14 protein-coding genes, 1 other RNA gene and 1 pseudogene are annotated in these 12135 nt (G+C 44.5%); 4 read left to right on the forward strand and 12 right to left on the reverse strand.

Annotated features, from left to right (window positions below):
• From H2R00_RS05720 to H2R00_RS21495, 3 genes and pseudogenes are all read right to left on the reverse strand, one after another.
• Positions 1–387: an OsmC family protein gene (locus H2R00_RS05720; protein WP_182070646.1), complete on the reverse strand. Its 387-nt coding sequence runs from the start codon at positions 385–387 to the stop codon at positions 1–3.
• 2 nt (positions 388–389) lie between these two features.
• Positions 390–1013 (reverse strand): TetR/AcrR family transcriptional regulator, encoded by a 624-nt coding sequence (locus tag H2R00_RS05725; protein ID WP_182070647.1) that lies wholly within the window; start codon positions 1011–1013, stop codon positions 390–392.
• Positions 1014–1308: 295 nt separating this feature from the next.
• Positions 1309–1434: pseudogene (locus H2R00_RS21495) on the reverse strand (hypothetical protein); the annotation flags it as partial.
• Between the two features lie 460 nt (positions 1435–1894).
• Between H2R00_RS21495 and H2R00_RS05735 the strand changes: the two are divergent.
• A complete protein-coding gene (locus H2R00_RS05735; protein ID WP_154998777.1) occupies positions 1895–2347 on the forward strand; it encodes a DMT family transporter in 453 nt (150 codons plus the stop codon).
• Between the two features lie 21 nt (positions 2348–2368).
• The gene (locus tag H2R00_RS05740; RefSeq protein WP_154998775.1) at positions 2369–2854 is read left to right on the forward strand and encodes a DMT family transporter; all 486 of its coding nucleotides are present in this window, start codon (positions 2369–2371) and stop codon (positions 2852–2854) included.
• A gap of 170 nt (positions 2855–3024) precedes the next feature.
• Here H2R00_RS05740 and ssrS read toward each other — a convergent pair.
• A non-coding RNA gene (gene ssrS / locus H2R00_RS05745) (6S RNA) lies at positions 3025–3208 on the reverse strand.
• 158 nt (positions 3209–3366) lie between these two features.
• Here ssrS and H2R00_RS05750 point away from each other — a divergent pair.
• Entirely contained in the window at positions 3367–4128 is a 762-nt protein-coding gene (locus H2R00_RS05750; RefSeq protein WP_182070648.1) for an N-acetylmuramoyl-L-alanine amidase, read from the forward strand.
• A gap of 54 nt (positions 4129–4182) precedes the next feature.
• Here the strand turns inward: H2R00_RS05750 and H2R00_RS05755 are convergent, their stop codons facing one another.
• The 4 genes from H2R00_RS05755 to sufU all read right to left on the reverse strand — a co-directional run bounded on the left by H2R00_RS05755 (position 4183) and on the right by sufU (position 6916).
• Positions 4183–5151 carry a DMT family transporter gene (locus H2R00_RS05755; protein ID WP_154998771.1) on the reverse strand — a complete coding sequence of 323 codons (969 nt, stop codon included), beginning with the start codon at positions 5149–5151 and terminating at the stop codon, positions 4183–4185.
• A 7-nt stretch (positions 5152–5158) separates the two neighbouring features.
• Positions 5159–5824 (reverse strand): GntR family transcriptional regulator, encoded by a 666-nt coding sequence (locus tag H2R00_RS05760; RefSeq protein ID WP_182070649.1) that lies wholly within the window; start codon positions 5822–5824, stop codon positions 5159–5161.
• Between the two features lie 112 nt (positions 5825–5936).
• Positions 5937–6404, reverse strand: coding sequence for a Fur family transcriptional regulator (locus H2R00_RS05765; RefSeq protein WP_182070650.1), 468 nt, complete (start codon positions 6402–6404; stop codon positions 5937–5939).
• Positions 6405–6484: 80 nt separating this feature from the next.
• Complete coding sequence (gene sufU, locus H2R00_RS05770; RefSeq protein WP_182070651.1) at positions 6485–6916, reverse strand: Fe-S cluster assembly sulfur transfer protein SufU; 432 nt, start codon at positions 6914–6916, stop codon at positions 6485–6487.
• 170 nt (positions 6917–7086) lie between these two features.
• Here sufU and H2R00_RS05775 point away from each other — a divergent pair, with 170 nt between their 5' ends.
• Positions 7087–7887: an MBL fold metallo-hydrolase gene (locus H2R00_RS05775; protein ID WP_182070652.1), complete on the forward strand. Its 801-nt coding sequence runs from the start codon at positions 7087–7089 to the stop codon at positions 7885–7887.
• 18 nt (positions 7888–7905) lie between these two features.
• Here H2R00_RS05775 and H2R00_RS05780 read toward each other — a convergent pair whose 3' ends face one another.
• From H2R00_RS05780 to nrdI, 4 genes are all read right to left on the reverse strand, one after another.
• Positions 7906–8523 carry a hypothetical protein gene (locus tag H2R00_RS05780; protein WP_154998765.1) on the reverse strand — a complete coding sequence of 206 codons (618 nt, stop codon included), beginning with the start codon at positions 8521–8523 and terminating at the stop codon, positions 7906–7908.
• A 113-nt stretch (positions 8524–8636) separates the two neighbouring features.
• Entirely contained in the window at positions 8637–9614 is a 978-nt protein-coding gene (nrdF, locus tag H2R00_RS05785) for a class 1b ribonucleoside-diphosphate reductase subunit beta (protein ID WP_154998852.1), read from the reverse strand.
• A 20-nt stretch (positions 9615–9634) separates the two neighbouring features.
• Positions 9635–11737, reverse strand: a complete 2103-nt coding sequence (gene nrdE / locus H2R00_RS05790) for a class 1b ribonucleoside-diphosphate reductase subunit alpha (protein WP_154998763.1) — start codon at positions 11735–11737, stop codon at positions 9635–9637.
• Positions 11694–12089, reverse strand: coding sequence for a class Ib ribonucleoside-diphosphate reductase assembly flavoprotein NrdI (gene nrdI / locus H2R00_RS05795; protein ID WP_154998850.1), 396 nt, complete (start codon positions 12087–12089; stop codon positions 11694–11696). The genes nrdE and nrdI overlap by 44 nt, the downstream gene beginning before the upstream one ends.
• Positions 12090–12135 lie beyond the last annotated feature (46 nt).

Consider the following 12135-nt stretch of genomic DNA (forward strand, 5'->3'; position numbering starts at 1 on the left):
TTACACCATATTCGTATCAATCGTTACCCCTCGTTTTAACGTATTGCCGATTGTACATGCCCTTTCAGCAGAGGTGATTAATTTCTTTTTATAATCGGTCGGAAGATGCTCAGGCAATTTGACGCTAACCGTACATTTCTCAACCCGGGACGGGCCTTCAGGTGCTTTAGCGGCGGAAACAGAAACTGAAAACTCATCCTCCTGCACTTCTATCCCATCCCTTTCAAACATCTTTCGCAGAGATATGGTGATACACATACCTAATGAAGCTTCCAACAGCTCTATCGGCGACAGTCCGTCTGAATTCGGAGTGAAAGACCCCTTCGCCTGCATACCGGCTTCATGAAAAATCCCAAACTCTCCATTTGATTTTTGAATAATAGTCAAATTTAATTCCTCCTTTGGCCAATCAGCCCGAAAAATTCAAAATGAACCAATTCTTCAGTCATTTCATCAACCGAAAACTTAGGAACATAATTCAGATCATGCTTTGGCCCAAACAGCCATTTTGATAGTGTGCCAAACACAAGACTAGTTAACATGGTGGCCTGCAGGTCAGTGTTATGGGAGGAATTTAGCATTCCAAGCTCTGTAGCCCTTTGGATGTTCTTTTTAAATGCCTGTTCAACACTGATCAGCGCCTCTTCAATTGCCTCCCTGATTTCCGGATCGGCGCCTTGTCCCTTGACTAATAAAAATGTCAATAAGTTTCTATTCTCCTGTGCAAATGTAAAAATTCTTTTCATAAGTGCTGTCGTGGATTGGATCATATCATCAGTAAGAGCAAACGTTTGCCTGTAGCCTTGATGAATAGCTGCAAGAAGGTTTTCTTTTCCTCTGTCTATGATTTCCTTGGCGATTTCTTCTTTGCTTTTGAAGTGCCAGTAAAAGGTTCCCTGTGCAACGCCAGCCTGTTTTACGATGTCTGAAATTTTTGTCGCGTGATATCCTTTCGTAGCAAAAATCTCAAGCGCGATATGTAGCAATTCCTCTCTTGTGTCCGTATTTCCCAAGCATTTCCCTCCTCACCCTGAATCTTGATTGACAAGTCAGTCAGTTTTAGGGCTGTAATTCCTATTGGATTTGTAAGAATAATCTTATACAATGTTCTTTTTCTAGTCAAGTTGCTAACCTTTCCATTTTTCGCGCAATTACAAAATATGAGCAAAGCAAAACCTCTATTTACTTCTTTAATCCCCCTCACGGCCACTGGATCAAACGGCTTTCGGTTTATTTTTTCAAGAGATTTGCAGTTTCATCGACTAATTGTAATAAAGTTTTTTTATGATGTGATGATGAAACTTTTTGACGATCTAATTCCCGCAGTCTGGAATAAATGTCTTTCCGCTCATTTTGGAGTTCGCGTATGGCTTGAATCTCGGCATTGTTCAGTTGTTCCAGTCTTAATCGGAGCGCCTCTCTTTCGTTGAACACATTCCCACCCCCTAACAAAATATTACTTGTAGTGTATAGGACTTTTTTCAGTTTAACAATTCTTCTTTCTTAAAAATTTGTGTATTCGATTTGGATGACCGGAATCTTGGCGGGATTTCAACCTACTTTTTATGGAGAGATTTTACGGCTTTGAACACGAGGAACCGGACTGGAATTCATGAGAAACCTTGAAAAAACCAAAGAGAACTCAGCCGGAGTCCTCTTTGATTTTTTTATCGCTATATAACCTTGTTGAATCTCAAAATCTTCTTGGAACATTATTTTCACAAAAGAAAAACATGATATAGATATAAAGCTGCAAATTTTGAATTCTTTTCATCAATCAGCACTTGCATCATGAACTCCTTTTCGCCAAAATACAAGGAGTCCTTCAAAACAGCAAGACTTTCCGCAGATTTGAAATAATCGTTCCAATCACCGCAAAAAGGAGTTTTTAGAAATGATGATCATTTTAATACTGATAGCCGGCATTTTGGCCGGAATGGCGATTCCCGTTCAAACCTCAATTAATTCACGGCTAGGCATGAAAATCGGGTCTCCTTACGGGGCGGCGGCCATTTCTTTTTTTGTCGGGACGCTTATCCTGCTCATTGTTGCCTTCGTGACAGAGCGCCATTTTTTGTCTATCATCGGACTTTTTCCTTCCATCCCATGGTGGATCCTCGTGGGGGGCGGATGTTTAGGCGTTTTTTATTTAACATCAAATATTTTGTTGCTTCCGCGTCTTGGATCAGCACTGACGGTTGTCGTCACTCTGCTTGGGCAGATGATAATGGCTTTGGCAATCGATCACTTCGGATGGTTTCATGTTCCTGTTCATGAATTAAACTTTCCTAGAGTCATCGGCATTCTGTTCATCATCTCCGGGGTTTTCATCATCAAAAAATATTAATAGCAAGGGAGTTCATCACCGATGAAAAACAGATCTATGTACGTTTTTCTTTACATGATGCTCGGGCTTTTTGCCGGAATGGCATCCCCGATTCAAACATCCATCAATTCAGAGCTGAGAAATGCTCTCCAATCACCTTTAATCGCTTCTCTGATTTCGTTTTTGGTGGGAATGATCGTTCTTCTTTTTCTCACAACGATCATTGAACATCGGCGGTTATTTCATATAAACAATTTACAAACAGCAAAAACCTTTGTCACAGGCAGCCCTTGGTGGCTTTGGACAGGCGGAATACTTGGCGTCATCTTTATTACGTCCAATATTTTGCTTTTGCCGATTGTCGGAGCATCTCTTACTGTTGTTTTGGCTTTAAGCGGCCAAATGATCATCGCCCTCATCATCGATCATTTTGGATGGTTCGGAATCCCCAAACACCGCTTGAACGTGCAGCGCCTTCTGGGAATTGTCCTGATGATCACGGGAATTATGATCATTCAGCATTTTTGATGCCAGTCCTTTTGCACCTTCTGCCGGCTGGAATTCACGTATTCGCTTTAAAATGAATAAAAGGGCGGTGTCCGCCCTTTATTTCAAATTTCTCAGCCATTTAGTTTACATAATATTTTTATAGTAAACTATTTTTTCACAAATAAAAAAAGCCATTTTGTTAAAATGACTTAAGTGCTGCAATTGCCGTATGCAAGTAAGAAAGTTTTAAACCACACTCCTCAAAGTGGGTGTCTGCAGAAACGTTCCTGTCGTCCTTTCGAGGAAGGCATGACATTCCGGTTCCGATATAAAACTCCCTATTACAGCTTAAAGGTTAAAACTTAATTATCATTACGTACAATGCAGCGTAATTTATTATATGATAAAAACATTAATCATGCAACCCCTTGCCTGAAGAGAATGATACGTTCTATAATAAGCTGAATATTTACAAAATTCTGCAATCCGATGGCAATCGTACAACCCTTCCCGTACATCTGTTCATAGACTGTCTATTGAGGTGATGTCTTGTGGTAAAATTTTTTATCGATCCCGGCCATGGCGGGACTGATCCAGGCGCTTCAGCCAATGGTTTGCAAGAAAAACAGTTAACATTGCAAATCGCCTTGGCTTTAAGAAACATTCTGCTGAATGAATATCAAAATGTTTCAGTCCAGCTGAGCAGGACAAGCGACCAAACCGTCAGTCTGACGCAACGCACGAACTCCGCGAACAGCTGGGGAGCAGACTACTTTCTATCGATTCACATCAATGCCGGGGGCGGGACAGGTTTCGAGGATTATATTTATCCCGGCGTCGGCGCACCTACCACCACCTATCGGGATCTCATGCATGAAGAGATTTTAAAAGTTGTCGATTTCAGGGATCGCGGCAAGAAAACGGCCAATTTTCACGTGTTAAGAGAAACGGTCATGCCCGCACTGCTTACGGAAAATGGCTTTGTAGACAATACAAGCGACGCCGAGAAACTGAAGTCATCCACGTTTATTCAATCCATTGCCAGAGGCCACGCCAACGGACTCGCAAGGGCATTTAACCTTTCAAAAAAATCCGCAGCTCTCTATAAAGTGCAGATCGGTGCTTTCAGGAACAAAGCCAACGCCGATTCGCTTGCCGCTCAAGCGGAAGCGAAAGGGTTTGATGCCATTGTGATTTACAGGGACAGCCTTTATAAAGTACAAATTGGCGCCTTTTCTTCGAAAGAAAATGCCGAAGCGCTCGTTCAGCAAGCCAAAAACGCCGGATTTGACGCTTTCATTTACCAGAAATAGGGACAACCATCATGAAAAGCCCGCGATCTGTCTCGTATAGATCGCAGGCTTTTTTTATGCTTTTGCAGCTTTACTTTGAACCGCCGGCTTTTGATTCGATGCATGGCTGTTCAACACCATTCCGATAATGACAAAAGCCATGCCGCTCCAAGAGATGGCACCTGGAAGCGGACTTGAAAGAAACAAAATTTCACCAGCAGCCGCAAACAGCACTTCAAACGATTGTGTGGCCTCGACAGCCGCTAATTTGCGCATATCCCCTTTTACAAGATCGGTAGCGGCAAAGAACAGCACAGTTGCACATATTCCGGAAAAGACAGCCACCAATCCTGACTGAATGACTTGTCCCCGGCTGGGCGCACCTGCCGATGCCAGCCCGTACAGCGAGAGGATCAGCCAAAACGGAAGGCTTGCCAACGTCATCCCCAATACCCGCTGATAAGCATCAAGGCGCCCGGCGCAAGCTTCCATCATTTTTCTGTTCCCAAGCGGATATGCAAATGAAGCCAAAATAACCGGCACGATGCACAGCAGCATCTCGTGCAAAGAAAGCTGTGCAGCATGCTCAGCTTGCATCAACGCCACCCCGATTAAAATGATAAACGACATCGTCAGCCCCTTATATGGAATTTTGCCTCTCATCTGTACCGGACCTGTTTTTGTTTGAATGGTTTCGTAAAAAAGCGGCGCCAAAAGGGAACCGGAAATGATCGTGATTTGCCATGTTCCTGCGATCAGCCAGCCCGGCCCGTAAGCCGCAGCAAAACAGAGCGGCGCATAAAAAAGGCCGAAGCCGATGATGCTCCATCTCAGCCATATGCCCGGCGCTTTTTTGATTTCCTGAAAAAGCTCTTTTACATTCCCCCTCAGCCAAACGATGACAAATAAAAGAGGCGCCATGAAGATAAATCTTAGCGAAGCGCTCCAGATCCAGCTTCCCCCTTCAAGCTCCATCGCCCTGTTTAAAACGAATGTAAAAGCAAAAAAGAAGGCTGCAAAAACGCCCAGTATAATCGGCCTCACAATCCCCTCACTCCTTTTCCTGATGTCCGGCCAACCGGTCTCCGAGACTGAGCCAGTTTTCCTCGGCAAGCCTGATGGCCGCATCCCGATCCCCCTGTCTGCAGGCATCGATGATACACTTATGCAGTTCGACAGACTTCAAGCTGCCGATCGAGGAAAACTGCGACATTTCAAGACGGTAAATTTTTGAAGAAATTCTCTCCAATGCCCGGGGAATTTCCGGGTTTTTTGATGCTTGTAAAAACACGTCATGAAAAGCAGCATCCGATTCGATTGCTTCGATAATGTCTTCTTTTTGAATCGCTTGCTGCAACGTTTTGTTATGCGCCTCCAGTTGATCAAAGTCGGAATCCGTTAAAAAAGGAAACGACAGCTTGACAGCCAGCGCATGCAGTGCCGCAGTGACTGTAAAAGCGTGTTCAGCCTCCTCGCGATTTAACGGTGCGACACGTGTTGCCGATCCCGGAACAGCTTCAACAAGGCCTTCATCTTCCAGTCGTTTGAGCGCCTCCCTGACAGGTGTGCGGCTGATGCCAAACTGCTCTGCAAGCTCCTGATCATGCAGGCGCTCCTCCGGCTTTAGTTCTAAATGTACAATGGCGCGCTTCAGTGTTTGATACACTTCTTCCCGAAGCGAAATTCGTTTGATTCGTTTAATGTTATTTTTCATCATAAAACCAATATATCGGATTTTGGTTTTATGCACAACTAAAAAGAGGTTAGATTTTACTAACCTCTCAGATTGTTGACAAAATCCCAAAACGGCTTATCGTTTTAGGATTTTGTCATCCTTTAACCTCTTTCTCTTTAGCGGCGTATTTTCTTTTCTCCTGGCAATCTTTGCAGATGCCGTACAGCTCCAATCGGTGATGTGTCACTTTAAATCCGGTCATCCGCGCCGCAATGTCTTTCACTTTATCAAGTTGCGGACAATGAAAATCGACGATCTTTCCGCATACTTCACATATGACATGATCATGTTCCTCGACAGCCCGATCAAAGCGAAGCGGATCTGTAAACCCCATTTCTTTTATAAGGCCCTCTTGTTTTAAAAAACGGATGGTGTTGTATATCGTCGCTGTACTGACAGCAGGATAGACTTCCCTTAATGATTGTTGGATTTCGGCTATTGTGGGATGGTTCCTGTTTGCTAAAAAACAATGGTAGATGACCAGCCGCTGCGGCGTCATTCGAATGCCTTTCCGTTTAAGCTGCGCCATCGCTTCCTGCTTTACCTTCGTTTCCTTTTCCATGCCCCCTTTTTTCCTTTGAATCTTTTGATATCTTTGCTCAGCAGCCTTAGAATCGGATTGCTTTATGATGCGTTGTTCATTTAATGAACGTTCTCTTTGATCCGATCGAAGGCCTGCCACGGCATAAGGGCACAGTTATGACGGGCTCGCAATGGATGGACACCCATCAGGGAAACGGCATCTCCCAGCAGATCATCTGCCGGTTCTTCTCCTTTTCTGATCATATCTTCCATCGCCTCCCGCATGAGTCCGGCTTCTTTTAACGTCTTTCCTTTTATCAGTTCAGTCATGATTGATGAGGAAGCCATGCTGATGCTGCATCCATCTCCGATAAAAGCTGCGTCTTCGATCTTTTCATCTTTAATGTCGATAAACAAAGTCATCACATCACCGCATGTTGGATTTTTATAATGGACGTAATACGCATCGCGTTTATCGATTTTTCGAAAATTTCGTCTGTATCTTGCATGATCCATAATGACGGACCGATACAGCTCTTCCAGTTTCGGCATGAAATCATGCTCCTTTCCTTTTGAACCGTTTATTTTGGTTGAAAGAATAAACGGATTCAGTTATACTTCCGTTATTAAATCGTAATTATTACGATTTAATCATAACCGATCAAGAATCTCATCGCAAATGAAAAGGCAGCGCGGTCAAACACAAGGGGGAAGGATTTATCATGAAGGAGCCATACCGCATGCAGCTCGATTCTTTTCAAATGACAATTTTATCTGATGGAGCATTTCGAGTTTCAAGGGATTTCTTTTTGGCGGGAGGAGCCCCTCAGGAAACAGAACGTTATCCTGAAGAATTTGAAGTAGCGCTGAACTTTGTCTGTCTGGAGACAAGCGGCAAACGGATACTGATTGATACGGGATTTGGCGAAACAGGCGGGCCAGAAAGCGGGCACTTGATTCATCACCTGAAGCAGGCGGGAATCAAGCCTGACTCGATAGACTATGTCATTTTGTCACACAGTCATTTAGATCATACGGGAGGTCTTCTGAAAAACGGGGCGCCCGCTTTTCCAAACGCTGTTCATCTGATCAGTGAAGCAGAATGGCTGTACGCAAAACAAACACCGGCTTCTCCACAGTTTCACATTCTCTCCGCTGTCCGGCCGCTACTGAAGCTACTGACCGAAGACACCGAACTGCTTCCCGGACTGAAGCTGATCCATACGTCCGGACATACACCTGGACACCTGACGATTGAATTGCAGACAAAAGACGGCGTCTGTCAGATCATCAATGATGTATTTCATATTCCAGAAAGCATTTCCAATCCGACGCTGCGGGTTTCGCTTGAGCATGATCCTATCGAGGGAGAAAAGACAAGGAGACTCCTGGCCCGGCAGGCTTATAATGAACGGGTTCTGCTCCACGGCTGTCATTTCCCATATCCCGGCTTCGGGTTGATCGAAAAGCAAGGCTCACTTTTTCAATGGAAACCGGTTCAATACGAAAAGAAAACTCGCTGAATCAGCGAGTTTTCCAATTTAAACTAAGATATCAACGACAAACTGTGACCAAGATTCAAGCCTGTCATAGACGCTTTTTTCTTTCAGATCACTGGCTTTCATCCAACGGCCGGCAATCTGCTCCTTTTCTTTCACCTCAACGTGTGCGCCCGGTTTTAATTCAAGCGCTGAAAGGATTCCGATATGTACTTTTCCGACGCTGTTTTCATCATCATTAATCAGTCCGAGCGTCACCATTTTTTCTTTATCTGACTCCTCGATTAGAAGCTCTTCATCAAGTTCGCGGTCTGTATTCAACTTCAGAATATCGGAAAAGTCAAGCCCTTCGGCAAAGTTCATGTGTCCGCCGAAACCGAGTGACAGCTTGTTGTGAAGCCGCGCTTCCCCTCCGCCTTCGAGCCGCTCATAGACAAATATTTCGTCTTCTCTTTTGATGACAACATAAGGGATCGGCTGTTTAAATGCAGGATCTTCCTCGGCGTCTCCCCTTCTCATTTCACTGAAGTGGCGTTCAATATGCGCCATGATCTCCCCGATCGTCTCGCCGTCGCTGTTGACGCCTTGGAAGGTCAGCGTTTCATTTGCAAATACGTTTTCCCGCGGGACCACGAGAATCATTTCGTCCATTTTTCCCATCGTATCCGTTTCCTCCTCAAAGTGAAAAGAGCAGATTCGTTCTGCTCTCATTTTGCCGTGTATCAATAAATGAAAGGCGGGGCTAGGGCGCGGGTGCGCCCTTTTAGCCCGGCTTACTTATCGTCAAAGTAAAAGTCGTCGTCTTTTAACGGTTCAACTGTTGCTTTTTTGTAGCCGTTCCCTTTCATTGAGAAGAAGTCGTGTGACTTCGTTTTCGTATTCAACCCGTTCAACACGATCGGATTGATCTCTTCTTCTTCAAAATAAGCTTCAAAGCCAAGGTTCATCAGCGCTTTGTTGGCATTGTAGCGGATGAACTTCTTCACGTCGTGTGAAAGGCCGACCTGATCGTACAGGTCTTCTGTATATTCAAGCTCATTTTCATAAAGCTCTTTCAACAGATCAATGGAAAACGCATACAGCTCTTCTTTTTTCTCCGCTGTCTGCTGATTGTAAATCTCCTGAGCGAGCAGGCCGACATAGACGCCGTGAATCGCTTCATCCCGCAAGATCAGGTTGATGATTTCGCCGCTTTGCATCAGCTTGCCTTGTCCGTAAAAATAAAGCGGGTAGTAGAAGCCGCTGTAGAACAGGAAGCTTTCTAAATAAACGGATGCGACCATCGCTTTAAACAGCGAAATCTTATCGCCCTGGCGGATTTTTTCATAGAGCCCGACAATGATCTGAGCTTTTTTCTGCAGGTATTTGTTTTGTTTGACCCATTCAAAAACTTCGTTGATCGTCTCTGTCGGGGCGAGCGTCATGAAAATGTTTGAATAGGACTTGGCGTGGACCGCGTTTTCCATCATCGCCATGAAATTCAGCACCGCTTTGCGCTGATGCCCTTCCACATGCTCAGCAACAAGGGGCATTCCCGTGTTCCCCTGCTCTGTGTCAAGAAGCGTCAGCCCTGCGAGCACCTTCATGTATGTGTCCTGTTCATTTTTACCCAAGTACTTCCATGTCAGAAGATCACCATTAAGCGCAATCTCTTCCGGAAGCCAAAACTGCTTCACATTTTGGTTGTAAAACATTTGGGTAAAATCATCTTCGTGCTTTGACCAGTTTGCTGCATCATATATTTTCGTCACTTTCGCATACTCTCCTTTAATCAAACGACACAAGAAAGGCAGCCTTCTTGCCCTGTATCCTTCGTTCTTGCATAGTAAAGTGTTTTGATTCCTTTATGGTGGGCATAAAGATCGATCCGGTTCAGATCGCGTGTCGTCATTGTATCTTTCAGGAACAATGTAAAGCTTATGCCTTGGTCAACGTGCTGCTGAATCGTCGAGATCATGTCGACAACCCTGAACATGTCCATATCATACGCTTCTTTATAGTAGAACCAGTTGCTCGGCGCAAGTCCAGGCATTGGATAGTACGTCTTGGAGTTGCCGTATGTTCTTTCTTCAATCCGCTCCATGATCGGCATGACTGATGCTGTGCTTGACTGCACATATGAAATGGACCCGGTCGGTGCGATGCACAGTCTGTAGCTGTGGTACAATCCGTGTTCTTTGACAAACTGTTTCAGCTGCTCCCAGTCTTCTTTTGTCGGAATGTGCATGCCTTCAAAAAGCTTGGCCACTTTTTCGAATTTAGGCGAGAAATCTTGTGTGACATACTTTTCGAAGTATTCGCCTGTTGCATAAGCCGAACCTTCATAGTTATGATACGTCTCACCTTTTTCTTTGGCGATCTCGGCAGACCGTTCAATCGAGTAGAAGTTCATCATCATAAAGAAAGTGTTCGCGAAGTCCCTCGCTTCCTCACTTTCATAGGCGATATTGTTCTGTGCCAAGAATCCGTGCAGGTTCATCGCTCCGAGCCCGATGGATTTCATCGCTTTGTTCGCTTTTTTGACCGCCGGTGCGTTTGTAATGTTTGTCGTTTCAGAAACGTGCGTCAGCGAATCGGTTGCAAGCTTAACCGTCTGCTCAAGCGATTTGTTTTTCATGACGTTCAAAATGTTCAATGAACCAAGGTTGCAGGAGATATCAAGGCCGATCTCATCTTCTTGACCGTAGTCTGTGTATGAAGAAACTTGTGAAGCCTGAAGAACCTCCGAGCAAAGGTTGGAAAATTTAACCTTGGAAATATGATTGTTCGCATGCGCGTTGTTGACATTGTCCTGGAACATAATGTACGGATACCCGGATTCCGATCTTAACATCGCAAGCTTTTCGAGCATCTTGCGCGGGTGGACTTTTTCTTTTTTGACGCGCGGATCTTCCACAAGCCGGTCGTACATCTCGTTCATGTCCATTTCATCGAGGTGTTCGCCGTACGCTTTATAAACGGTGTGCGGATAAAATACGTATGCCGCTTTATCCTCTCTTGCAAGCTCGATAAATTTATCTGGAATCACAACCCCGATGGACAATGTTTTCACCCGGACATCCTCGTCAGCCGAAATCTTCTTCGTATCGAGGAAATCGTTGATGTCGCGGTGGAAAATGTTTAAGTACGCAGCGCCTGAGCCTTGTCTTTGTCCCATCTGATCAGCGTAGCGGAATGCGTTGTCAAGAAGCTTCATTACGCCGACGACACCTTTTGTCGCGTTTTCGACGTCTTTGATTGCTTCGCCTTTCGCACGCAGTTTTGAAAGGTTTAAAGATACGCCTCCGCCGAGCTTTGACAGCTGCATCGAAATATCAATCGCTCTCGAAATGTCGTTCAAGGAATCATTGACTTCCAAGAGGAAACAGCTGACCAGCTCTCCGCGGCGTTTGCGGCCGGCATTTAAGAACGTCGGCGTGCTTGGCTGATACTCCTGGTTGATCATCATTCTGACGAATTCTTTCGCCTTCTCCTTATCCCCGTTTGCAAAAAATAAAGCTACGATAGAGATTCTGTCTTCATAGCGTTCAAGAATTTTTTTCTTGTCGTTTGTCTTCAGCGCATAGTCATTGTAAAACTTAAAAGCGCTCATAAAGGACGGGAATCTGAATTTTTTGGCGTAAGCCTCTTTGAACACTTCCTTGATTTCTTCGAACGTGTAGCGGCTTAAAAACTCTTCTTCATAGTAGTCATTCTTGATTAAGTAATCGATTTTCTCTTTCAGATCATGGAAAAATACCGTATTTTGGTTGATATAGTCTACAAAATAACTATGTACAGCTTCTTTATCTTTATCAAACTGGAATTTCCCGTCTTTTTGGATCATGATCTCATTGTTTAACTGGATCCATTTTGGCACTTGATTTTGTGACAATTCTTTCTACCTCCTGAGTAAACAGTTCAACGTCTTTGGCCGTCCCGCTGAGCTCAAATTTGCCGAGAATCGGAACCTGATATTGCTTCGAGATTTTTTCTGCGCTTTTCGCAAAATTATCTCCCCACACTCTGTTTCCGCTTGCCGCAACTCCCAAAAGAAGATGGGCGTTTTTCTCAAGAAACATCTCAGTCGTTTTCGGAACTTCCCCAAACCCTGTCGTGTACGTGATCAAAACAAACGGTTCATCTAGATACTCCTCTGTGTTGACTTTCCGTTTATTGCGAAAAGGCGTCTTATCCACAAAGCGCTGAACGTTTCCCGTTTTTGAATCAAATACGATCTGAATCATCATTATCACGACCTAGTAAAATTGTTTCCGAGTCTTCCACTCGAAC

It is taken from the genome of Bacillus haynesii, assembly GCF_014042035.1.
Taxonomy (GTDB): Bacteria; Bacillota; Bacilli; order Bacillales; family Bacillaceae; genus Bacillus; species Bacillus haynesii.